We start from the raw sequence: 24,992 nt of genomic DNA, 5'->3' as shown, positions 1-24,992 counted from the left end.
TATTAAAAAATGACATAAAACTATACAATTAGGCTAGTCAAATCTTCAAAATATCAATTTTAAATAGTAGATTTGTAATCTAAAAATTGACACTATTTTACAACTGATGAGAGAAATACAATTCAGAGAAGCACTTCGTGAAGCGATGAACGAAGAAATGCGTAAAGACGACAAAATATTTTTATTAGGTGAAGAAGTTGCAGAGTATAACGGTGCTTATAAAGTGAGCCAAGGTATGCTTGATGAATTCGGCGCAAAACGTATCATTGATACGCCTATTGCTGAACTTGGTTTTGCTGGTATCGCTGTTGGTGCAGCAATGAATGGCCTAAAACCAATCGTTGAGTTCATGACATTCAACTTTTCACTCGTTGCGATTGACCAGGTTATCAATGCTGCTGCTAAAATCCACTCGATGAGCGGTGGGCAATTTTCTATTCCTATAGTCTTCCGTGGCCCGACAGGAAATGCAGGTCAACTAGCGGCACAACACTCTCAAAACTTTGAAAACTGGTTTGCAAATACACCAGGATTGAAAGTGGTTGTTCCTTCAAACCCTTACGAAGCTAAAGGTTTATTGAAATCTTCAATTATTGATCCAGATCCGGTTATTTTTATGGAATCTGAGGTCATGTACGGCGATAAAGGCCAAGTTCCTGAAGAAGAGTACTACCTGGAAATCGGAAAAGCGAATATCATCCAAGAAGGTACTGATGTTACTGTTGTTTCTTTCGGCAAAATGCTTCCACGTGTTGTAATCCCTGCTGTTGAAGAATTGAAAAAAGAAGGCATCAGTGTAGAATTGATCGATTTACGTTCTGTACGTCCTATTGATTACCCTACGCTGATTGAATCTGTTAAGAAAACAAACCGTCTGGTTATCGTAGAAGAAGCTTGGCCGTTGGCGTCGATCTCTACGGATTTGGCATTTAATGTACAACGCAATGCATTTGACTATTTGGATGCTCCTGTAATTCGCGTGAATTGTGCTGATGTACCTCTTCCTTACGCACCAACCTTGATCGAAGCTGCTTTACCTAGTGTAGAAAAAGTGGTTAAAGCCGTAAAAGAAGTATCTTATATCAAAAAGTAATTCAATTACTTTTTCGAAGCAAATAAAAAACCCTTTTACTGATGTAAAAGGGTTTTTTTATATCTTTATCTGTCCTATTATTAATAAAGTAAACCAATAAATGAAAACACTGAAAATAATGGCTTTGACTGCTATATTTGCATTTATCGCCCTATCTGTATCCGCACAAAAGAAATATACCCTAAGGGTAAATCCCGACGAGGGCAAGAAAATAGCGCAGAATGTTATCATGGCAATGGATATCGAAACTGGCGGACAGAAGATTGTGACAGACTTAACAATGGGCTTTGATATTACAAATACAGCCAAGAAAGATAATTCCTTTCTATTTGACCTTATCTATACAGATATCAACATGAAAATGAGTGGAGAAGCCATGGAAATGACCTATGATTCCAAAAATCCGGAGGCAAATGAATTTTCGAAGCAGATGCATGCTACTGTAGGCAAGCTAGTAGATAGTAAAATCAGCTTTTCAATAGATCAATTGGGAAAATCCGCTGATATAAAATTACCAGAAGGCGTCAACCTTCCTTTTGATCGTAGTATGTTTGAAAACATCAGTACAGTGTTACCTGAGCCTGCCATTGCTATTGGCGAATCATGGAATTCAAAAACCGAATCAGAAGAATCGGGTCTAATGATCGAAAACAAAATGACACTCATCGAAGTGAATGAGCAGGGATATAAAGTAAATGTGGAAGGAAAAATGTTTGGATCGGACGCGAAACAGGTGGGCAGTATTCAAGGGTTCTATGTATTGGACAAAAAGACCTGTCTGACTAAAATAACAGAGATGACGAGTGATGTCGATATGCCCGAGGCAAAGATTAAAACGGTCATAAAATGCCAATAAATGATAATAAAAAAGGGGTAATNNATTACCCCTTTTTTATTATCAAGCTGATATTATGCGTTGATTTCCTCTTTGTATTGATCTGCAGATAATAATGCATCTACATCTGCTGCATTATTCAATTTAATACGAACAATCCAGCCTTCACCATAAGGATCAGAATTGACCAATTCAGGAGAAGCATCAATTGCATCATTAACCGATAAAATTGTAGCTGCTACAGGTAAAAATAAATCGGAAACTGTTTTTACAGCTTCGATTGTACCGAAAACTTCATTTGCGGCAACTTCTTCACCTACAGTGTTAATGTCAACAAAAACGATGTCACCCAATTCACGTTGAGCGAAATCGGTAATCCCTACAACTGCTTCATCACCTTCAACACGAATCCATTCGTGATCTTTGGTGTATTTCAATTCTGCTGGAAAATTCATTGTATCTAATTTTTTGATTTTAATGCCGTGAAGTTACAAAATATCTTCAATTGTCAAAAATGATATTCATTATAAGATTTTTGTATTTATTTTTAAGCTATGAATCCTCAAATCGAAAAACTTTATCAGATCGCACAAAAGAAAGAGCGTTTTATTATTGGTTTAATGTCCGGAACCTCTTTAGACGGTCTTGATATTGCATTATGCCGTATTGAAAACGCCGGAAAAGCGACCAAAATCAGTCTGGAAAAATTCATTACAATGGACTATGAGGATATTTTTAGAACCAAAGTCCGTGAAATCTTCGCAAAAAGAACCATCGACCAGCAGCTATTTTCAGGCCTTAATGCATACGTAGGTATCACCCATGCGAACCTGATCAATCAGGTGCTCAAAAACTGGAATATTACAGCCGCCCAGATAGACTGTATCGCTAGTCACGGACAAACAGTCTACCACGCACCGCAATCGTTGACGAAAGATCATGATTGGCCAAATAGCACATTGCAGATCGGTGACGGGGATCATATTGCCATGCATACGGGCATAATTACACTTTCAGATTTTAGACAAAAACACATCGCTGCCGGAGGAGAAGGGGCCCCTTTAGCAGCATACGGGGATTACCTTCTTTTTTCACACCCCATCGAAAACAGATTTTTACTGAATATAGGGGGTATTTCGAATTTCACCTTTATACCGAGTCATCAAAGTAGACTGGAGGCCTATGCAACGGATCTGGGACCGGGAAATACCATGATGAACCAGTATATGAAAGCACATTTTGACCAGGAGATGGACAGAGATGCCCTGATCGCAAAAAAAGGAACCATCAATAACAACCTATTGGAACAGCTCCTGGCCGAAGAATTCTTATCCCTGGAGTTCCCGAAAACAACGGGACCAGAACTGTTCAATCTGGATTATTTAAAAGAGGCTCAAAAACGTTCGGATACGGTAGCGTTGTCAGCCGAAGATGTCATGGCAACACTCAATCGCTTTTCGGCTCAGGCCATAATCAATGGCATACGCCGGCAAGCAGCTGGATTAGCAAATGTCTCGGTATATATCAGTGGCGGAGGATTACATAATCCCTTACTTTTTGACGATATCAAAGCCAATCTGCCCGACTGCAAAGTAGAAAGCTTCGCCAGCCTGGGGATAGATCCTGATGCCAAGGAGGCCGTTCTCTTTGCATTATTAGCCAATGAAACCCTCGCTGGGGCCAAAACCAATGTCGAACACATTAAAGACTCTCCTGCAGTCTGTATGGGAAAAATTAGCCTACCGGAATAAATTACTCACTGGCTATCGCCTCTTGTAAAAACTCCTTGAATGGTAACATCTTTTTGTAAGAGGCGATGATATCATCCAACGCATTTTTGTGTGAAAGATCGTTGATTGAGAGGGCTTGATCAAGAACAAAACTTTTTAACTTGATAAAATCAATATAGGGATTATCTTCAGTATAACCTGCAGGAGCACGCTTCAGCAAATCTTCTTTAAACAGGCTTATTTTTCCGCCATCCAGCACCCCATTCAGAATTTTTGCCAACTTTTCAGCACTATAATCAATCTCCTGTCTTATCGCTTCCAAATTTGGCTTCTCCGGCCGCCAATAACCACAGGCAATAAATGAATTTTCAGCACCGATATGAATATAATATTCAGGACCGTGCAACTTCCTTCCGTCAACAGATATCCCAGCGCCAAACCAAGTCTTATAAGGCGTTTTATCATTTGAAAAACGGGTATCTCTATAGATACGGAATAAACATTTATTGGCTTGAATAGACGTGTTTATTTTGGGGTCAAATTCACTCAACGCAGCTATTAAATCGGTTAGAAAACTCCGGACATCCGCCAATGCAGACTCATATTTCTCGCGGTTCTCTGCAAACCATTCCCTTGAATTATTTTCCTTTAATTCTGCTAAAAAATCAAAGGTAGATTTTTGAATGTGACTCATAATGCTGTTAACTGATTAAAATTAAGAAAACGTAAACCAGCGGTGCCGCCAATAGCAGACCATCAAAACGGTCCAGGAAACCACCGTGCCCCGGTAAGATACTACCCGAATCCTTGACGTGTAAGCTCCTTTTTAACATTGATTCGACCAGATCTCCTAACGTTCCAACAACACTGATGATCATGGCAACAGTAATCCATTGCCATAAAGGCAAGCTTCCAAAATATTTTTCAAGATTTATAGCGACGACTATTGCTAAAATGAAACCGCCAAAAAAACCTTCCCAGGTCTTCTTTGGAGAGATACGCTCAAAAAGTTTATGTTTACCAAAGCTCCGGCCGGCAAGATATGCTCCGGTATCATTGGTCCAGAGCAATATTAAAAAACCAAGGGGAATATAATGGTTATAAACGCCATTGATAAAACCCAACTTTGCAAAAAGAAAGAAGGGAAATGTGACATAGCAGATACCCAAAAAAGTATAGGCAATATCATTAAAGGGAAAACTTCGCTTTTGAAAAAGTGAAATAATATACGTTAAACCGATCAATGGCGTAATGAGCCATAGAAACTTAGCTTCCAAAATATTCATGGCTACCATAGACCCCAAACCGAACAGTGTCACGGCTAAGATAATTCCCAAGGCCTTATTAGGCGCACGCTCTTCGGACGACACGATACCATAAAACTCATACAAGCACCACGCACTCAACAGCGTAAAAAATATACTGTATAAGTATGGGCCGAATAGGGTAGATGCTACCATGACCGCAACAAAAATGACACCGGTTATTGCTCTTGTTTTCATTTTATTGCTCTCCCTCTGCTTCTTCGATCAATCTTACAGCAGCTTCAACCGAGCTTTCGCTAACATACAACTCTATCTTTCCAAACAGATAAGAAGAATCCTGTTTATTTAATACAACAGTCGGAAGACCATTCTCTTCCAGCATTTGTTTCACTATTTCGGCCTGAATAGCATTTGTATACGTCTTAATTTTCTTCCAATCGTTCTCCATGGTTTTCTTTTTGTGTTGACTGATAAAATAAGAATACAAAAATAGCAGTAAAAATGAAGCCTACAACATATATCCACCAAGACTGCATTTCGAATGCATTGATCTCTTCATAACTTTTACCGTTCCTTGTATAATAAAAAGACATCATTGTCGCTCCGGCGTTATTGACAAAATGACCAAAAATAGGCAAGAGAATGTTTTTGCTCCATACATACAGATAGCCAAAAAATGCCCCCAGCAACATTCGTGGTATAAATCCAAAAAACTGCAGATGTATGGCACTAAAGACGATAGCGACAACCCAAATAACAACATGGGAATTCGAAACCCACCTTCCCACGATATTTTGAAGGACACCGCGGAATAAAAGTTCTTCGCCTATGGCTGGTATCAACGCCAGAACCACCAGATTAAAAAGAAATCCCATAAAACTTGTTTCTATGATAATTCCCTTGATCAGATCTCCTGATTCTTGCTCGCTGCGCTCCATCCAAACCTGTACGGATCTCATGTTATCTGGCAACTGTAATGATTCGTTCCAATGTCCGATTATACTCATCAGCGGCATAAAAGCAAGCATGGCAAAAAAGATATAGGCAAACTGCTTTGCCTGTGGCGCGTATTCTTGTTTAAAATAAGTAATTCCGTACCCCTCACGTGTATGCATTAGACAGGCCGGCACAACAAAGGATCCCAAACTACTCATCAACAACAAAAAGCGCATTTCATTTGCGGAACCATGCATGAGGGTAGCCAATGAAAATACCTGTCCTGTAAATTTGTAATAGAAAAAGAGCATAAGAATACCGATGACCTGTGAGAGAAAGGTAAATCCGATGACCAACAGGACCAGACGCAATAATGATTGAAATGGGGAAGTAGTTTGCTCGGGATACATAAAATTTAAAATATGTTTTAAAGATAACAATAAAAGCATGCCACTTTATAAATTTCGCTGCAATTCAATAAGACATCCCTGGCCAGATCAGTAGAAAAAACGGTATTATGAAAGGTTCCAGATCAGTTGGAAACACTAAAAAATAAGTATCAAAATCTAGTAAATAGCGCTTAGATAATGCATAAAAAGGTTCCNNGGAACCTTTTTATGCATTATCGATATTGGTCTATTAATTTACCCGTATCGGATCTGCTGGTTTTTGTAGATTTTTGTAAGGATAGGTTTTCATTTCTTCCAATAAAATCTTCACCGTTCTTTCCAATTGTGGATCACGTCCTTCTAATAGATCCTTCGGCAATTGCTCCACAAATATATCTGGAGCGACACCCTCATTTTCTATAATCCAGTTACCTTTCAGGTCGTATACCCCAAAGTTTGGCGAGGTAATGCGTCCACCATCCAACAACGGCGGATATCCACTGATACCGACCAAAATACCCATTGTTGTACGACCGACCAGCTTACCTAGCCCCTTGAAGCGGAACATATAAGGCATCATATCACCTCCCGAACCCGCATTTTCATTTATGATCATTGCCTTTGGCCCATAAATACCATTGCCTGGAGTCGTAAATCCTTTACCATCACGGATACCCCAGCCGGAAATTAATTCACGCGAGAGTAAGTCAATGACATAATCGGCTACCCAGCCACCACCATTGTTTCTTTCGTCCATCAGAAGGGCCTTTTTATCCATCTGGGAGAAATAATAGCGATTGAAGTAGGTGTACCCCTCAGGACCTGTATTTGGCATGTATACATAAGCAATTTGTCCATTGCTTAACTGATCTACTTTCCTGCGGTTACGCTCCACCCATTCCATGCTGCGCAAACTCATTTCGTCTGCAAAGGAAATCGGTTTTATAACGACTTCGCGGGCACCAACAAGCGATGGTTTGGAATTAATTTTTAACGCCACTTGTTTACCTACAGTATTATCAAATAAACTATAGATATCCTTGTCTTCAGTTAATTCAATACCATTTACAGCGACAATGTAGTCACCTTCTTTGATATTCAATCCGGGTTCTGCCAACGGTGCCTTAAAAGAAGGATTCCATTCCAACCGTGTAAATAACTTTGCGATCTGGTAATATCCATTTTTGATCGTATAGTCGGCCCCTAATACGCCCACTGATACAGATGGACTAGCTGGCTGATCACCTGGATAAATATAATTGTGTCCAACAACCATCTCGCCCATCATTTCGTTCAATAAATAACCTAAATCAGAACGGTGATTGACAAAAGGGAGAAACTTTTCATATTTGGTTTTCATGGCTTTCCAATCTGCTCCATGCATATTCTCGACATAAAAATAGTCTTTCTGCATGGCCCAAACTTCGTTGAAGATCTGTTTCCATTCTGCAGCAGGATCGACCAATTGTTGGATGCCATCCAATTTTATGACGCCAGCCGTCGGAGACGCTACTTTCTGTCCAGCCGTCACAATATTATAACCATTCCCAGTCTGATATAACATTTTTTTGCCATCGGCACTGATTACAAAACTACGGGCATTTTCAACCAATGTCTTATTTTCCAGATCTTTGAAATCATAGGCTCCGATGGTACCTCCGCGCTGGTAAGTCAACTGGTTTGGAACCAGTCCATTCAGACTCCAATAGGTACCTACTGGCAAAGGTAAAGCTACAATACGATTTTCGATACGGTCAAAATCTACCTGAATGGATTTGTCTTCAGGTCTATTCGCCGGAGTTTCCTCCTTTTTATCCTTTTTCGGTGCTTTTTTATCGTTTTCTTTTACACGTGCATTTTTGCTACTCTCTTTTTCCGCTGGTTTATCGGTTTTATCCTCACGAATCTGCTCTTCATCACTTTCGTTCTTAAAGAAAGAAGGGGTTTTACTTGACAGAATGAAAGCATACACGGCATAGTCAACATTACGTTGTGTAGCCGACATGTGCAGACCAGAATTGGTCAATCCTGTATTGGTACTTGCTGTAAAGAAAAGATATTTCCCATCCTGTGAAAAAGCAGTGCTGCGAACAGAACTCATGCCATCTGTAATCTGCTGCGTTTTCTTGGTATCCAGATTGTACATAAATACAGCCGGTACGCCGTTTTCTAAGGTACGTGTAAATGAAATCCATTTGGAATCCGGAGACCAACTCGGTTGAAAATGATTCGAAACTCTGCCGGTTTGGCCGCTCAGTTTATCGTCCGCAACCTTCACTATGGTCTTAGATGCGATATCAATATAGTACAGATTGAGATGAGCGTCGTTATAAAACAGCTTCTTCGAATCCGGAGACCATGTAGGTTCAAAATAAAAATTGGTCTCGCCCAGATTGAAATATAGCGGTTGATCCTTTCCAAACTGATCCACTAAAACGAGCTGATAAGAACCGTTCTTATCTGAGATATAAGAAACCCATTTTCCGTTGGGCGACCAATCCGGAAAACGTTCGTGTGACCCCGGCGAATTCGATAAATTGCGCGCTTCACCTTTCTCCTTGGGTACGGTGAAGATCTCGCCCCTAGATTCAAATAACGCACGTTGACCTGTGGGAGATAGGGCAACGTAACGAATGTCGTCTTTTATATTTTTATAGAAAGGACGCTTAAACATCGCATCTGTGTTTACACTAATGTGTAGGGCAGTTACCTTATTATTGTTAGTTAAGTTTAATGTATTCAATACACCTGCATATTCAAAAATCAATTCATTGCCGTTTCCATTTAGCGAGCGCACATCGTAATCTTTGAAATCAGTTAGCTTTTCAACTTTCTTGGACTTGGTATCGTAACTGAAGATGTTGACTATTTTATCCCGATCGGACAGGAAATAAACCTTATTACCTAACCAAAGGGGCTTAACATCGTTGCTTTTTACCTGGGGAATTGCTTCTATTTCCTTAGTCTTTGTATCAAAAATCCAAATGGTAGGTGTACCACCACCTCTATAGCGCTTGAAAGCTACGCGATCCCGCTCTGTCGGATCCGTATTTTTGATATAAGCCCAATAACGGCCATCAGCGGAAGGGCTACCTTGTGTCGCTTCAGGCATTAGTAAAGCTTTGTCCATCCCTAATCGCTGAATAGTAGAACTGTATAATCGCGGGCTTAGTGCATAGGTGAAGTCACGCGATGTTGTATAATAAACTTCATCATTATTCAACCAGCCACGTAATACGTCCGAAGAAGGATGATAAGTGATACGTTGGGGCTCTCCACCTTCTATAGGAAGAACGTATACATCTGTATTACCATCATAATTTCCCGTAAAAGCAACTTTCTTCCCGTCAGGAGAGAACATTGGATTTTGTTCGACACCGGGATTTGTTGTGAGGCGCCTTGGGTTTGCACCATTCTTGTCTGCTATCCAGATATCTCCGCCGTACACAAAAGCAATATTACTTGCGCTGATACTTGGGTTTCGAAGCAATAAAGTTTCCTGCGCTTTGACCTGTAGAAATGAAGTTCCGATCAAAAATGCCGCAATCAACTTAAAATGAGTTTTATTCATAAATGTTCAAAGGTTAAAATTAATATGCAAAACTATGATTTTGTTCAGTACATTACTCCGCATATCAACTTCATAAAAATATAAAGGTTAAAACTTACCATACAAAGCTACTATTTTGTTTAGTAAATCACTTCGTATATCAACAAAGTTGCATAAAAAAATATAGCGTAAAAAAAGCCCTGCTTTTTGGGCAGGGCTTTATCCTTTTATTGACGATTAAAAACCGTGTTCCTGTTCGATTTCCAATACGATACCTTCGTCCACCAAAACACGACCACAATGTTCGCAGATAATGATTTTTTTACGTTGACGAATCTCAGATTGCATCTGAGCCGGGATCTTATTGTGACATCCTGAACAGCTATCACGATCAATCGAAACGACTGCTAAACCATTTTTGAAGGAATTACGTAAGCGGTAGTAAACTTTTACCAAACGTTCTTCGATATTGGCTTCCGCCTCAGCAGCTTTAGCCAATAAAGCATCTTCTTCCTTTTGAGTTTCAGAAGTAATTGTCTCCAATTCTTTCTTTTTACCCTCTAGTTCGCTTTTGCTGTATTCCAGGTTACCTACCGTGGTATCGTAGTTTTCTGTTTTGTTACGAATCTCGAATTCTGCTTCTTTGATTCTCTTTTCACAAACCTGAATCTCAAGACCTTGGATTTCAATTTCTTTCGAAATAGCGTCGTACTCACGATTATTTTTTACCTCATTTAACTGCGACTCATACTTTTTGATGGCAGCCTGGGCATCCTTAATCATGTTTTTACGCTTAACGATTGAATCTTCTAAATCGTCTAAGTCTGTTCTGATCTTCTCAATACGAGTTTCTAAACCCGCAATCTCATCTTCAAGATCTGCAACTTCCATAGGTAATTCACCACGAACCTGGCGAATTTTGTCTATTTTAGTATGTATGGCTTGCAAAAGCCATAGTGCTTTCAATTTTTGTTCTACGGTTTGTTCCATCAACTGTAGTATTTTATAGGATTTGTATCTATTTCTGTTGTCAAGGTTGCAAAGTTAGGAAATTTTTTCGTAATAATGTCGTACAATAATTCCTGCGTAAATTGTTCGCTCTCAAAATGTCCCGTATCTGCAATAACAATTTCACCCTCCGCATCAAAAAATTCATGGTATTTATAATCAGCTGTTACAAAAAAATCAGCTCCTGATCGCTTTGCCGCACTCAATAGGAAACCGCCTGCACCACCGCAAACAGCAACTCTACTAACCTTTTTTCCGAGAAGCGCTGTATGACGGATAACAATTAAGTTAAGATTCTTCTTCAGGTAAGCCAAAAACTCCAACTCATCCATGGGTTCTGATAAATTACCGATCATTCCGGCGCCAATTTCTATTGCAGTATTCTGTAAATCGAAAAGATCGTAAGCAACCTCCTCATAAGGATGTGCTTCATAAAGCGCCAAAAGGAGTTTTCGTTCAATTGAACGTGTATAGATCACTTCAATCCGCGTTTCTTCAACACGTTCTTGCGTTCCTACTTCGCCTATACTAGGTTCGGATCCCGCCAAAGGTCTAAAACTTCCATAACCAGCAGTATTAAAACTACATTGGTCGTAGTGCTTACCGATCTGGCCCGCTCCGGCATCAAATAACGCTGTCCTGACTTCTTCTACATGGCTCCTAGGCACAAATACAACCATCTTGCGCAGTACATTGGGCTTGGATTCCAATATCGCCTGATTAACCAATCCCAGCTTATCCGCTATTTTTGAATTAACCCCACCGATAACATTATCCAAATTGGTATGTATTGCATAAAGGGCAATTTTGTTTTCTATAGCTTTTATGACAGTACGCTCAACATAATTCTTTCCGTTGATTTTTTTTAATCCTTTGAAAACAATGGGATGATGTGAAACAATCAAATTGCACCCTTTTTCGATCGCTTCCTGTACAACTTCCTCCGTACAATCCAACGAAATTAATACTTTGGTAATCTCTTGATCTGCATTGCCGACAATAAGTCCGGCATTATCGTAAGATTCCTGTAAATCCAATGGAGCCAGCTGCTCCAGGTATTGAATAACTGCTTTAATTTTCATCGTTTATAATGACCTCCTTTTCTCGAAATTTATCATGTTCTTCCAAAATTCTACGATTTGCATTGATATTAAACCAATAGTTAGCCAATGTGACAAAGTGCATGATAACAAGCACACCTGAAATGGAAATCGGCAGGGGAATATTTGTAGCCAAATAGATCCAGGAATATAATGATCCTTTCCGAAAGGTTGGATTCTCCTCAACAGCAATCTTACGATCATAGAACTCATTGATGAGCGAATCTCTTAAGCGGGAAGCAACCTGAAAATTCCAGTAAATATTGACTAATGGAATGGCAACCAACCAAGATTGATTGGGTGTCATCAATCTATTTTCCACAGCTATCAGGCTTAATGTTCTGCGAATCGTATTCGCAAACAACAACCAAATAATAATGCGTATAAGGATCAGACCTAAGGCTGTATACAGTACTTCGGGTTTACTTAATTCTTTTACTAATTCTTCTTGCGTCATTTGGATATCTTACTCTTATTTATTTTTCCTGTAATAACAAATCTACTAATTCTTTCAGCTTTTTTATTTGCGGGTTGTGATCGCTAATCAATTCAACGGTTTTAAAATGACGTTGCTTTGCCTTCGCATAAAATGGGTAAAAGTCATCTTTGTCCATTGCCTTATCATCCTGGTAGGTCAAGATGTAAGTAGCCGGAATTTTCTCTCTCTCCGGATTTCTTAAATTGATTCTATCAGTCATCGTCTTCAAAGGGTGGGGGACATCCCGCGGAAACTTACTCTCATCCTTCACCCAAAATGGAATAATATAACCATCTTTATCAAGTTTTAAAAGGCTATTGCTACTACCTGGTTTAACCATCAAACTCATCACAGATCCTTGATTATCAGGGAAGATGGCATCTAAATAAACCAACTTTTTAATTCGATCTGGAAGACTATCTGCTACGCCTGTTATTATCATTCCACCGTAACTATGGCCGACTAAAACGATATCTCGAAGATCTTCAAACAAGATCGTATTGATCACATCTTTAATGTGAGTCTGCAAACGAATAGTAGTATCCGCTAAATGATAACGTTCTCCAAGGCCGGTTAGTGTGGGTCGATAGGTTTTATGTCCTTCTTTCTCTAATTCATTTGCTGTATTTTTAAATTGCCAAGCACCACCCCAAGCGCCATGCACAATGACATAGGTAGCTTGCTGTGAATAAACACATTTTAAGCTAATAACTAATGAAAAAAACAAGATAAAACAACCTAATTTACTAAAATTCATTCTATTATATTTAGATTATATTTAAACCAATAGTTCTAACATTATTTCTAAAACTACTCAACAAATTACTATGTTCCAATAAGCATATACTATTTCGCTGTTGAAAATAGTATATGTAAGTACTTACTCATAAGCCAACAGCCCGCCCCTTTGTTTTTAAACACGTATTTTATATTAAAATTACCCAGCAGGGCAAAGCAGGGTAGGGGAGAACCCTATAGAACTAATCAGACATACAATAAAAATATGGTTGGTTTTTTATGGTAATCCACTTTTTGTTTTTTCCATTCAGCAATAGTCAGACTCTTTATAGATTCATCAGCAGAAGTCACGTTGCAAGCTACACAGAGCTGGGTATTCGGTTTACATGTTTTCAGAAGATCTTCCAGAAGATGGTTGTTCCGAAAAGGTGTTTCAATAAAAATCTGGGTTTGCTTCTCACGGATAGCTTGCAGCTCAAGATCTTTGATCTTCTTCGTACGCTCATTTTTATCAATAGGTAAATAACCTTGAAAAGCAAACTTCTGTCCACTAAACCCCGAAGCCATAAGTGCCAATAAGATTGAGCTGGGACCAACCAATGGCACCACTTTAATCCCGAGCTGATGCGCACGGGCAACAACAGAAGCGCCTGGGTCCGCTACTCCTGGACAACCGGCCTCCGACATCAAACCTACATTTTTACCTTGCTTCAAGCCCTCAAAAAAATCACTAATATTTCCTTTGTCCCGTGCATGTTTCCCATAATCATGTATTTTCAATTCACTTTGGGGTATTTTTAAACCTGCCAGCTTTAGAAACTTTCTTGCAGTCTTTTCATTTTCAACGATATATTCGTCCAATGTATTGATTGTTTCAACCAAATAGGGAGTAAAAGACTGGAATGCAGCATCATCGCTCAAAGGAACGGGAATTAAATATAATATACCATTTGCCATATACAAACCTACTAATTAACGGCCATTTGCTTATAGTAATTTTAAACTTAGCATAAGCAAATCGTTAAAATTGATTAAATTTGCAAATTTTAAACTCATTATTAGTATTTTAGCATAAGTATTTGTTGCAACAATAAACATCATCCAAATGATCACACAAATTACAGAAGGCGTAAAAATCTCGGTTGAAACCATCTATCAATCGGAGTATTCCAATCCCGACCGTGAACATTTTATGTTTGCTTATCACATTAGCATAGAAAATTTGAGCGATTACACCGTACAACTGATCAGTCGTTACTGGAAAATTTTCGATGCAAAAGGCGACTATAGGGAGGTATCAGGCGAAGGAGTTGTGGGGGAGCAGCCTGTAATTGAACCCGGCCAGATACATCAATACACTTCGGGATGTAATCTCAACAGCGAATTTGGTTTTATGGAAGGACATTACAACATGATCCGTTCTTTGGATAATAGTGATTTTCAGGTTGAAATACCACGTTTCAATCTGATTGCGGATTATGCATTGAATTAAGTTTATCAAGGTAATATCATTATTGCCAATTTATCACACAACGACGCTTTTTTCGCATCGAATAAGAAACTATTTCTTTATTTTTGCATGCATTCTAAAATCAACTTGTTACTGAGACTGTGCTGCGCAGCAGCAATTTACCGCCTGTTAACATAGTATAGAAAGCCATCCAACAGATTTAATTAGTCAGCAATCAAAACAGATTATTGATTCAATATATAAATAATTGAAGATCAAAAATATATGTAACTGTTTGATTTTCAAAACTTTAAAAAAACATCAAGGGTAATGGATTCTTGAAGGGAATTTTATTGTATTAAAATGACTAAAATTAATTTTTGGGTGATATAACGTGAGTATTTTAGCTACAGAACAAGTAAGCCATTCCTTCCACGATAGGTGGCTTTTTAGAGATTTACACTTCGGACTCCAAAAAGGAGAGCGGGTGGCTTTGGTCGGAATAAATGGTACAGGCAAATCAACATTGCTTTCCATTTTAGCAGACCGTACCTTGCCAACATCAGGAAAAGTTGTCAAGGAAAAAGGTATAAAAATAGGTTTTCTCGAACAAGATCCTGATTTCACAGGATTAAAATCAATCAATGATTTTATATATAGTGCGGACAACGATCAGCAGCGTCTAATCAGGGAATACGAAGAACTTCTTGAGAGCAGTGATATCGATCAGAAAAAATTAGAAGACCTCACTGAAAAAATAAGTTCACTGAATGCCTGGGAATATGAGCATAATATAAAGACGATTTTAAATCGGCTAAACATTATGGATTTTCAACAGGATATAAAAAGTCTCTCCGGAGGACAACGTAAAAGACTGGCACTTGCCAAGCTTTTGATAGATGAACCGGACGTATATATCCTCGATGAGCCAACCAACCACCTGGATATAGAGACCATTGAATGGTTAGAGAAGCTGCTTACCACCGGAAATAAAACGGTACTTTTGGTCACACACGACCGTTATTTTCTTGATAATATCTGTACAGAAATCCGGGAACTGGATAGGGGCAATCTATATATTTATAAAGGTAACTATTCTTATTTTTTAGAGAAGAAGTCAGATCGCGAGACGATAGATGCAGTCATGGTCGAAAAGAGCAGAAATCTACTTCGTAAAGAATTGGAATGGATGCGGCGCCAGCCGCAGGCTCGGGGTACCAAATCAAAATCCCGTATCGAAGCGTTTTACGATCTGGAGGAAAAATCAAAATCAATAAAGGGAAACGACGCTGTCCAACTTAGTGTAAAAGTAAGTAGACAGGGATCTAAAATTCTCGAATTGGAACATGTATCCAAACATTATGGACCAAAAGAAATCGTTACGGATTTTTCTTACACATTCAAAAAAGGAGACCGCATAGGTCTGGCTGGAAAGAATGGGACGGGTAAATCAACCTTTCTAAATCTTATCACAAAAGAAGAAACGCCAGATGCTGGAACCATAGCAGTAGGAGAGACTACCGTATATGGATACTATAAACAAGGGGGGCTCGAAGTAAACGAAAATGATCGCGTACTTGATGTTGTAAAAAATATTGCGGACTATATTGAGATGGCAAACGGAGAAGTAATTACAGCATCTCAATTACTCACGCACTTTTTATTTCCTCCGGAGAAGCAGTTTGGCTTTGTCAATAAACTTAGCGGCGGGGAGCGAAAACGTCTCCAACTAATGCGGGTATTAATGAAAAATCCAAATTTCCTTATACTGGATGAGCCTTCTAATGACTTAGACATCGATACCCTAAATGTACTCGAGGAGTTTCTCGATAACTATAGAGGCGTACTGATATTAGTATCCCACGACAGGTATCTATTGGATAAGTTGACAGATCAACTTTTCATATTTGAAGGGACAGGCAAGATCCGTATCTATAATGGAAACTATGCTGACTTTAAAATAGAACAAGACGAACTTCAAAAATTAGAAAAGGAAAAGCAAAAAAAGAATATTCAGGAAACAGCGAAGCCTCAGGCAAAAGAAGAAAAGAAAAAGCTGTCTTACAAGGAGCAGCTTGAATATAACAAACTCGAAACTGAAATAGAAAATCTCGAAATACAACTAAAAGCAAAGAGTAGAGAATTAAACCAATTAACAGATCATATCAAACTTTTAGTAGTGGCAGAAGAGATAAAAGCTTTGCAAGAACAAATAGACAAAAAATCTGAGCGATGGTTACACCTTGCCGATTTAATGTGATTTTTTCATTTGCGTTTCACGTGGAACGTAAATAAAAGAGTAAATTTGTAAACAAATAAAACACCGCGTTTCACGTGGAACAAGAACAGAAAAATGTTTAAAAAATATAATGTAATTGTAGTAGGCGCCGGACATGCCGGATGTGAAGCAGCTGCCGCAGCCGCCAATCTGGGCTCGTCAACTTTGCTTATTACAATGAATATGGGTGTGATAGCTCAGATGAGTTGCAACCCCGCTATAGGTGGTGTAGCCAAAGGACAAATCGTAAGAGAGATAGATGCTATGGGTGGATATACCGGGATCATTGCAGACAAATCAACGATTCAATTTCGCATGCTTAATCTTTCCAAAGGTCCGGCGATGTGGAGTCCACGTACACAAAATGACCGTATGCGATTTGCGGAAGAGTGGAGATTACAATTAGAATCTTTACCTAACCTGGATATGTGGCAAGACACCGTAAAAGAGGTAATCGTTAAAAACGGAAGAGCATGCGGAGTGATCACTTCTATGGGAATCGAAATTGAATCGGATGCCGTAGTCCTAACAAATGGAACATTCTTAAACGGTGTAATCCATATCGGTGATAAAAAATTCGGAGGCGGTAGGACAGGCGAGAAGGCTGCTACAGGATTGACGGAACAGCTCGTTTCACTGGGTTTCGAATCAGGTAGAATGAAAACCGGTACTCCGCCGAGAATTGATGGCCGTAGTCTTAACTATGCACTTATGGAAGAACAGTGGGGCGATGAAAAGAAAGGACGTTTCTCCTATACAGATGTAGCGATGCCGACTGAACAACGCTGTTGCTGGATTACATATACCAACGACAAGGTACATGAAATGCTCCGCACTGGTTTTGAAAAATCACCCATGTTTACCGGGCGGATCAAAGGATTAGGGCCACGTTATTGTCCTTCAATAGAAGACAAAATCAACCGCTTTGCGGAGCGTGAACGGCACCAGATTTTTGTGGAACCGGAGGGATTCAAAACAGTAGAAATTTATGTAAATGGTTTCTCAACCTCACTTCCTGAAGATGTACAGCTAAAAGCGCTGCAGCTCATTCCGGGTTTTGAAAATGCAAAGATGTACCGTCCGGGATATGCAATAGAATACGACTACTTTCCACCGATGCAACTTGACCTAACATTGGAAACTCAATTGGTGAAACATCTTTTCTTCGCCGGGCAGATCAATGGAACCACAGGGTATGAAGAAGCAGCAGCGCAAGGTTTCCTTGCAGGTATAAACGCACATCAACGTGTCAATGATGATAAAGAACTTATTCTAAAAAGATCCGAGTCCTATATCGGTGTACTGGTAGATGACCTTGTCACAAAAGGAACCGAAGAACCGTACCGTATGTTCACCTCAAGAGCGGAACACCGTCTATTATTACGTCAGGATAATGCCGATATCCGCCTTACACCATTAGCCTACAAATTAGGATTAGTTGGGGAGGAAAGACTAAAGAAAGTGCAGGATAAAATAGAAAACTCGAATAACATCATTGAATACCTCAAGCAGAATTCAACAGATCTCGAGAAGATGAATACTGTAATGGCGGAAGTAGGTTCAACTGCACTTCCACAAAAAACACGTTTAAGTAACGTACTTGCCCGACCGCAAGTTAATATACAGGACATCATCAAAGGGGACGAAGGCTTTGCTCAATACGTTTCCCAATTTGACAAGGAAACCATAGAGCAGGCAGAAATTAATCTCAAATACGAAAGCTACTTCGAAAAGGAAATCGAAATCGTCAATCGAATGAAGAAGATGGAAGATAGAGAAATTAATCCTGATTTCGATTATAGTTTGTTAACTTCACTGTCCATAGAAGCCAGACAGAAATTAGCAAAGGTAAAGCCAAGAACATTAGGGCAGGCTTCTCGAATTTCGGGCGTATCACCTTCAGATATCAGCGTTCTGATGGTACATATGAGTTAATTAATTGATTATCAGATTTTTACAAACAAAAATAAACAAGCTTAAAATAAGCGATTTAAGACAATATTCTATTTTTTATGATAACTTCTTTAAAAAGTAATAAAAGTAGTTCAGAGAGGCTAAAAAGTAGCTTAAAAACGAGATTACTTATTTTAAGCATGTTTATAATGCTCATTGGGCTGTCAATACAATGTGCGAGTATACAACAGCCAACAGGGGGGCCCAAAGATTCTATTCCACCAAAAATTCTACAGGAAAGTCCTACGAACTTTTCGAAGAATTTTACAGAGAAAAAAATCGTCATCACATTCGATGAGTATGTCAAGTTGGCCAATCAACAAAAGGAATTCAGTATCACACCTGATATGGGAAGTAATCCCCAATTCAAAATCAAGAAAAAAAATCTGGAAATCACTCTACCAGATTCCCTGGAAAAAAATACGACGTATAGTATTTATTTTGGTAAAGGCCTAGTAGATTATAATGCAGGAAATGCATTGGTAAATTATGCTTATGTATTTGCAACAGGCGATAAAATTGACTCACTCAGTATATCGGGCAATGTAAAGAGCGCAATGACAAAAGAGGTTTTAAAAGAGGTTAAAGTTCTGCTAATTCCGATAAGCCAGGATTCGATTTTTGGAAAAAAGAAAGCCAATATATTTACAACAACGGATACTGCCGGAAATTACAAACTAAATAATCTCCGTGAAGGAACATATCGCATCTATGCGCTCCAGGAAAAGAACAATGACCGAATTTATAATTCACCCGATGAAGAAATAGGTTTTCTGAAAGATTCCATCGTATTGGAACATGATCTCACCAATATCAACCTTGAAGTATTTAAAGCAATTCCAAAAAAATTCCGTACACAGGAAAAGAAGTTTGAAAAAAATGGCAGTGTCCTATTAATTTTCAATAGAAGAGTTGATAATCCCAAACTAAATATATTGAACGATGAGGTCAATAATAAAGATAAGATTGTGCGATTCTCAAAGACTTCGGATTCGGCTACATTGTTTCTGCCAAATTTAAAAATAGACTCTTTAAAACTTGTTCTGACAGAAGATGAGAAACCTTTGGATACCATTCTTGTCAGAAGAGGAAATGTAAAAATTGAACAAGTTATTGATCCCCAGTTTACCCCCAATAATGGAAAGGTGGACAGAATCAATCACCTTCAGGTATCCGCTTTTACACCGATAAAAAATATAGATAAAGCCAAGCTAAAATTCAAAGAGGATTCTCTTTTCAGAACAAATTATCAATTGGCGGTCGATACAAATGACTCCAATATCTACCATATCCGCTATAACTGGAGAAAGGATAAAAAATATCAAATAGAATTTACCGAAGGTGCTATAACTGGCTATTTCGGAGAGCAAAATAAAGAGAAAAAATTTGATCTTACTTATGACGATAGCGAGAACTATGGGGATCTAACATTTGATTTTACGGATCTTGATAGCAATACAACCTACTTGGTCGAACTGATCAATGAGAAAAAAGATAGAATATATAGATTAGACAAAATAAATAGTAATAACGCCTCGGTAGTTTACAAACAGTTTCCAGGAGGAAAATATACCATACGTGTCATTCGAGATGATAACGACAACGGAATATGGGATACCGGAAATGTTGAAAAGAAGACTTTCCCAGAACCTGTTGTCTACTTAAATAAGGTTTTCACTATACGCGCAAACTGGGAACAAAAAGATAGCTTTTCATTAAGTGGTCTCAAAAAAGAATAACGTTGAGGCTTTTTAAAAAATATCACAAAAAATCCAGTGCTAATACGTTTAAGCTAAAACCACGAACTATATAATACATAGTTATGGGGCAACTGCTTCAAAAGCGCTTTCTGTTCATCAGTTAGCGCTTTTATCTTTTTGGCTGGAACGCCAGCATACAAAAATCCCGACTCACAACGGACATTCTCCAGAACAACTGCACCGGCCGCAATAATTACGTTGGATTCTACCACCGCATTGTCCATGACTATAGCACCCATTCCGATCAACACATAATCCTCCACGATACATCCATGTACCATTGCCTGATGACCAATGTTAACATAATTGCCAATCGTCGTTCCACATTTTTTATACGTACAGTGAATAACAGCGCCATCCTGGATATTCGTATAATGCCCGATACGGATATAATTAACGTCGCCACGTATTACAGCGTTGAACCATACCAAACAATTGTGGCCAATCTCCACATCGCCCACAATAGTCGAATTGGGTGCTAAAAAGCATTCTTCTGCGATCAATGGAGACTTGTCCAGAACGGGTAAAATAAGTGCCATATGTCCTAAAATATTGTGTCTTGTAATACAGTTGAGTGTTGTGGATAATCCGTCGTATAATGCAGGCCCCTACTCTCTTTCCGCAGCATAGCCGACTTGGTTACAATATAAGCTACCTGGATCACATTACGTAGTTCACAAAGCTTCACAGAGAGCCTCGTGTTACGATAAAAGTCCTCCGTTTCCGCATATAATAAATGTAGACGCTTTAGGGCTCTTTCCAATCTAAAATCTGACCGGACAATCCCAACATAGTCACTCATAATTTTCTGACATTCGCGCAAGTTATGGCTAACCAAAATGTCCTCGTTAGAAAGTGAAGTCTTGGAGTCATCCCAATCCGGGACATTAGTAACATAATGTATGGATTCAATCGCTTTGGTCGCATCCAAAAAGATGCGATGCGCATATACGAGGGCTTCCAGCAAAGAATTCGAAGCTAAACGATTTGCCCCATGTAGTCCGGTTGACGAACACTCCCCACAAGCGTACAGGTTGCGTATACTACTTCTTCCGAAATCATCCACATAAATTCCCCCGCATAAATAATGTGCTGCCGGAGTGACCGGTATAAAGTCTGTCGCCATATCCAATCCGATGGAGAGACACTTCTCATAAATATTTGGAAAATGCTTAATGATATCCTCCTTATCCCTATGGGTAATATCCAAATACACATAATCTATACCCGACTTTTTCATCTCGGCATCTATAGCGCGTGCCACAATATCCCTGGGAGCCAATGATGCCCGCTCGTCATATTCCTCCATAAAAGAATCACCATCCACCCGTCTAAGAATCCCTCCGAAACCGCGAACGGCTTCAGACACCAAAAATGCCGGAGAATCCTTAGGATTATATAATGAAGTGGGATGAAACTGCATAAATTCCATATTACGCACCTTGCCCTTAGCCCGGTAAACCATGGCTATTCCGTCACCGGTAGCAATAGTCGGGTTAGTTGTACTCGAATATACATGCCCAGCACCGCCAGAAGCCATGACAGTTACCTTACTCAAAATTTTGTCCACGAGGTGAGATGAAGTATTGAAAGCATAGATACCATAACAGGTAATATCCTCCCTATTCTTATCCACATATTCCCCCATATGATGTTGGGTAATCAGATCAATAGCAAAATAATGTGTGACAATTTCAATATTGGGATCGCTATGAGCCTGCTCCAACAATGCTCTTTCTATTTCGTAACCTGTTATATCCTTATAATGAAGAATACGGTGAGCCGAATGCCCGCCCTCTTTAGCCAGGTCATATACCCCCGATTCTTCCTTGTCAAATGAGGTTCCGTAGGAAATAAGTTCAGCAATTCGATCCGGTGCTTCCCTAACGACGTTTTCCACAATTTCCACATCACATAATCCATCCCCAGCTATCTGAGTATCAATGATATGCTTTTCGAAGCTATCAGACTTATCCACAACGGCAGCCACTCCCCCCTGCGCATATTTTGTATTAGACTCATCCTCATTGGACTTCGTGACTATCAACACTTTACCAAATTTTGAAGCTTTCAACGCAAAGCTTAATCCGGCAATACCTGATCCAATGACCAAAAAATCTACCTTTCTATCTGCCATATATTTAAAATTCACAAACTATCCCCAAAAGTGATGGTTGAAATTAACGAAAAATGTGGAAAACGTGTAAATAAAAGGTTAAATAAAAATGAAAAGTATTTAACATTCCACAGATCCCCTATTCACAGCACGAATTCCAATTATTTTTCCGCATAAAATTTGATAGATTTCCACATTTTATCGACACTAACTATTCAACAAAAAATTATGGAAAATAAAAAACGGAAAAAATTAGATTTTTAAAAATCAGCTCTTTAAAGCAAAAATTCTGTTGAAAAATTGTTGAAAACTCTATAAAAACCGCAAATCAAAATCGATTCAGATCAATTTATACCACTTTTCCACACCCTAATAAACAATAAGAGAATCTTTAATTTAAAATATTAGTATTTATTGAAAAAAAAGATTGTGGAATACGTTCGAGAATCTTTGTTTAGCTTTGTCAATATCGAATCAAACCTATTTAGGTTACGATATTTGGAAAGGGATAAACTCCCCTTTTGAAATATTCAATTCTAAACGGCTTTATTTTCGATAACTGGATTCTTGAGGTATTTTAGACCTTTTTAGAATGGAATATTTTTTTTAAAACTTTTTAAACAACTTTTTATGGAATTATAAAAGGGTTTGTATCGGCATTTTTATGTCTTTAAGCCCAGAAATTGGTTTTTGAACCGTTTAGACTAAATTATTTAGACTTTGATAGCTTTATTTCAATTTTATCAAAGTCTGAAAGGCTTTGAAAATTTTGAGATTGAAAGAAATATGAATTTTGAGCCGTTTAGGTTTGGATATTTGATTTTTTTTAAAAAAAAATTGAAAATATGCCGTGCAGAGAGCGTTTTCGATGAATTTTTATGGAATATTTAAATTTGAATTTTATCGATATGCTGTTTTCGTTTCTCTAAAGCGATTTAGATTTGCATATTAGATTTTTTTATAAATTTTTAAGATTTTATGGCATTTTAAGAGGCTTTGGATCAATCGGAATTAATTTTTACCAGCGGAGATTTCAAAATGTGTATTTATGGGCATAAAATCTGGCAAATCTGTTCGGAGATCAGCTTATAGCCGATTTCTTTGCAATATTTGAAATTTTGTAGGATTTTTCGGTAATTATGCGATTTCTGGAGGCTTTGTTATCAATTTTAATACAATTAAACTCAATTACAATTGAATATTTTTTTTGTAAATGCCGTTTTGATTGATTATTGGATTTTAAACAGCTTGATAACAGGTCTTGCGATAGATCTTTGAATCGCCTCCATTAGCAAATGCCAAATGGATTAAATTCGTGGAGATTATTTTTAAAAAATTATTGTGGAATAAAGATTCTTACTATATTTGCGACCCCAGTATCGATTGGGAGCTTAAAAAAAAATATAATTTAGTCTTTTAGATTTTGATAATTACCATTATCAGCTATAATAAATTTTTTAGACGAATGTCAAGGGGCTTATTTTAAAAATAAAGTCCTCCTGATTGCGATAGATTTTTATTTTAAATGCCCTATTGGATTTAATGGATTGTAAAGCCCTATTTTTGCTATTGAAAATAGATCTTAATAATTTTTATAACCTTATTGTAATTTTATTATTTTATAAATTAATAAAATAAAATATAAGGTGTACTATTCCCTATTCAAGTAGGATATCACTAGCATTTGCCTAGTTGAGATTTTTTTCAACTTATTCATTCAAAATCTATTGAACCGAAAAATAATGTGTTTAAAGCTCCTCATACAAGCTGGTTTAGATTTTCATAAAATTTTATTCAGCCATTAATGGCGCAAATATCGCATTCTATGGGGCTTTAACTTTGCTTCTTATGATTTCATAGATAAAATAAACCCCGCCAGTTTGCGCTATAATTTTTTATTTTAAATTTTTACAGAATAATTGTATCCTAAACGACTTTGAAGTACGAAAGCACCGAATAAACTGTTAAACTAATCTTCGCTATTCAAAGCTGCTCGAAACTATCCTAGCCCAGATAGCTGTCTTTGCCTGGCTATCGCGAATAATTTCGCTTTTAATATGTTAAAGTATGTGTCGTGCTGTTTTTCAATTTGAGGCGTCTCACAATCAATTGTACGATATGATACTATAATTCATCGAAAATATCCGATTATCATGGACTTTAATTGAGATCTGATAAATGAAAAATTAGACCTAATGTATTTCCTTCCAATTTTATGGACTCAAATTTTAAATTTTATCGAAATAAAGTCTTCTACGTTTTCTTAAAAGTAAGCTATTGGGTTATGGTATGTAAATATTCCATTCTAAACGA

20 protein-coding genes are annotated in these 24,992 nt (G+C 38.1%); 7 read left to right on the top strand and 13 right to left on the bottom strand.

All coding sequences use genetic code 11. The features are described from left to right. The first annotated feature begins 106 nt into the window (after positions 1-106). Positions 107-1,093, top strand: coding sequence for a pyruvate dehydrogenase complex E1 component subunit beta (locus B4A24_RS05610; protein ID WP_108635437.1), 987 nt, complete (start codon positions 107-109; stop codon positions 1,091-1,093). A gap of 100 nt (positions 1,094-1,193) precedes the next feature. After that, the gene (locus tag B4A24_RS05605; protein WP_293943429.1) at positions 1,194-1,949 is read left to right on the top strand and encodes a DUF6263 family protein; all 756 of its coding nucleotides are present in this window, start codon (positions 1,194-1,196) and stop codon (positions 1,947-1,949) included. 53 nt (positions 1,950-2,002) lie between these two features. Here B4A24_RS05605 and gcvH read toward each other — a convergent pair whose 3' ends face one another. Next, complete coding sequence (gcvH, locus tag B4A24_RS05600; RefSeq protein WP_104384777.1) at positions 2,003-2,383, bottom strand: glycine cleavage system protein GcvH; 381 nt, start codon at positions 2,381-2,383, stop codon at positions 2,003-2,005. A 99-nt stretch (positions 2,384-2,482) separates the two neighbouring features. Between gcvH and B4A24_RS05595 the strand changes: the two genes are divergently transcribed. Then, the gene (locus tag B4A24_RS05595) at positions 2,483-3,679 is read left to right on the top strand and encodes an anhydro-N-acetylmuramic acid kinase (protein ID WP_293943427.1); all 1,197 of its coding nucleotides are present in this window, start codon (positions 2,483-2,485) and stop codon (positions 3,677-3,679) included. 1 nt (position 3,680) lies between these two features. Here B4A24_RS05595 and B4A24_RS05590 read toward each other — a convergent pair whose 3' ends face one another. The 10 genes from B4A24_RS05590 to B4A24_RS05545 form a co-directional block, all read right to left on the bottom strand. Beyond that, a complete protein-coding gene (locus B4A24_RS05590; protein WP_293943425.1) occupies positions 3,681-4,352 on the bottom strand; it encodes a DUF2461 domain-containing protein in 672 nt (223 codons plus the stop codon). A 7-nt stretch (positions 4,353-4,359) separates the two neighbouring features. Continuing rightward, positions 4,360-5,160: a phosphatidate cytidylyltransferase gene (locus B4A24_RS05585; RefSeq protein ID WP_293943424.1), complete on the bottom strand. Its 801-nt coding sequence runs from the start codon at positions 5,158-5,160 to the stop codon at positions 4,360-4,362. A gap of 1 nt (position 5,161) precedes the next feature. After that, complete coding sequence (locus B4A24_RS05580; RefSeq protein ID WP_172392518.1) at positions 5,162-5,371, bottom strand: DUF2007 domain-containing protein; 210 nt, start codon at positions 5,369-5,371, stop codon at positions 5,162-5,164. Then, the gene (locus B4A24_RS05575; RefSeq protein WP_293943421.1) at positions 5,346-6,269 is read right to left on the bottom strand and encodes a CPBP family intramembrane glutamic endopeptidase; all 924 of its coding nucleotides are present in this window, start codon (positions 6,267-6,269) and stop codon (positions 5,346-5,348) included. The genes B4A24_RS05580 and B4A24_RS05575 overlap by 26 nt, the downstream gene beginning before the upstream one ends. Positions 6,270-6,498: 229 nt before the next feature. Then, the gene (locus B4A24_RS05570) at positions 6,499-9,819 is read right to left on the bottom strand and encodes a S41 family peptidase (RefSeq protein WP_293943419.1); all 3,321 of its coding nucleotides are present in this window, start codon (positions 9,817-9,819) and stop codon (positions 6,499-6,501) included. A 216-nt stretch (positions 9,820-10,035) separates the two neighbouring features. Further along, a complete protein-coding gene (locus tag B4A24_RS05565) occupies positions 10,036-10,788 on the bottom strand; it encodes a zinc ribbon domain-containing protein (protein WP_172392521.1) in 753 nt (250 codons plus the stop codon). After that, the gene (locus tag B4A24_RS05560) at positions 10,788-11,888 is read right to left on the bottom strand and encodes a Nif3-like dinuclear metal center hexameric protein (RefSeq protein ID WP_293943416.1); all 1,101 of its coding nucleotides are present in this window, start codon (positions 11,886-11,888) and stop codon (positions 10,788-10,790) included. The genes B4A24_RS05565 and B4A24_RS05560 overlap by 1 nt, the downstream gene beginning before the upstream one ends. Then, entirely contained in the window at positions 11,878-12,363 is a 486-nt protein-coding gene (locus B4A24_RS05555; protein WP_172392523.1) for a hypothetical protein, read from the bottom strand. The genes B4A24_RS05560 and B4A24_RS05555 overlap by 11 nt, the downstream gene beginning before the upstream one ends. Before the next feature lie 19 nt (positions 12,364-12,382). After that, positions 12,383-13,141 (bottom strand): alpha/beta hydrolase, encoded by a 759-nt coding sequence (locus B4A24_RS05550; RefSeq protein ID WP_293943413.1) that lies wholly within the window; start codon positions 13,139-13,141, stop codon positions 12,383-12,385. Between the two features lie 227 nt (positions 13,142-13,368). After that, a complete protein-coding gene (locus tag B4A24_RS05545; protein WP_293943411.1) occupies positions 13,369-14,079 on the bottom strand; it encodes an SAM-dependent methyltransferase in 711 nt (236 codons plus the stop codon). A gap of 148 nt (positions 14,080-14,227) precedes the next feature. On the opposite strand from B4A24_RS05545, the gene apaG reads away from it, so the two are divergent. The 4 genes from apaG to B4A24_RS05525 all read left to right on the top strand — a co-directional run bounded on the left by apaG (position 14,228) and on the right by B4A24_RS05525 (position 20,542). Further along, the gene (apaG, locus tag B4A24_RS05540; RefSeq protein ID WP_172392526.1) at positions 14,228-14,614 is read left to right on the top strand and encodes a Co2+/Mg2+ efflux protein ApaG; all 387 of its coding nucleotides are present in this window, start codon (positions 14,228-14,230) and stop codon (positions 14,612-14,614) included. 352 nt (positions 14,615-14,966) lie between these two features. Further along, positions 14,967-16,832 carry an ABC-F family ATP-binding cassette domain-containing protein gene (locus B4A24_RS05535; RefSeq protein ID WP_293943409.1) on the top strand — a complete coding sequence of 622 codons (1,866 nt, stop codon included), beginning with the start codon at positions 14,967-14,969 and terminating at the stop codon, positions 16,830-16,832. Between the two features lie 93 nt (positions 16,833-16,925). Further along, positions 16,926-18,785, top strand: coding sequence for a tRNA uridine-5-carboxymethylaminomethyl(34) synthesis enzyme MnmG (mnmG, locus tag B4A24_RS05530; protein WP_293943407.1), 1,860 nt, complete (start codon positions 16,926-16,928; stop codon positions 18,783-18,785). Positions 18,786-18,943: 158 nt separating this feature from the next. After that, positions 18,944-20,542, top strand: a complete 1,599-nt coding sequence (locus B4A24_RS05525; RefSeq protein ID WP_293943405.1) for an Ig-like domain-containing protein — start codon at positions 18,944-18,946, stop codon at positions 20,540-20,542. Positions 20,543-20,595: 53 nt separating this feature from the next. Here the strand turns inward: B4A24_RS05525 and B4A24_RS05520 are convergent, their stop codons facing one another. Then, entirely contained in the window at positions 20,596-21,102 is a 507-nt protein-coding gene (locus tag B4A24_RS05520) for a gamma carbonic anhydrase family protein (protein WP_293943403.1), read from the bottom strand. A gap of 5 nt (positions 21,103-21,107) precedes the next feature. After that, positions 21,108-22,700, bottom strand: coding sequence for an L-aspartate oxidase (gene nadB / locus B4A24_RS05515; protein WP_293943401.1), 1,593 nt, complete (start codon positions 22,698-22,700; stop codon positions 21,108-21,110). Between the last annotated feature and the right edge of the window lie 2,292 nt (positions 22,701-24,992).

The sequence above is a fragment of the Sphingobacterium sp. UBA7249 genome, from assembly GCF_002472835.1.
Lineage (GTDB): Bacteria > Bacteroidota > Bacteroidia > Sphingobacteriales > Sphingobacteriaceae > Sphingobacterium > Sphingobacterium prati.
This window is presented reverse-complemented; position numbering and strand designations above follow the sequence as displayed.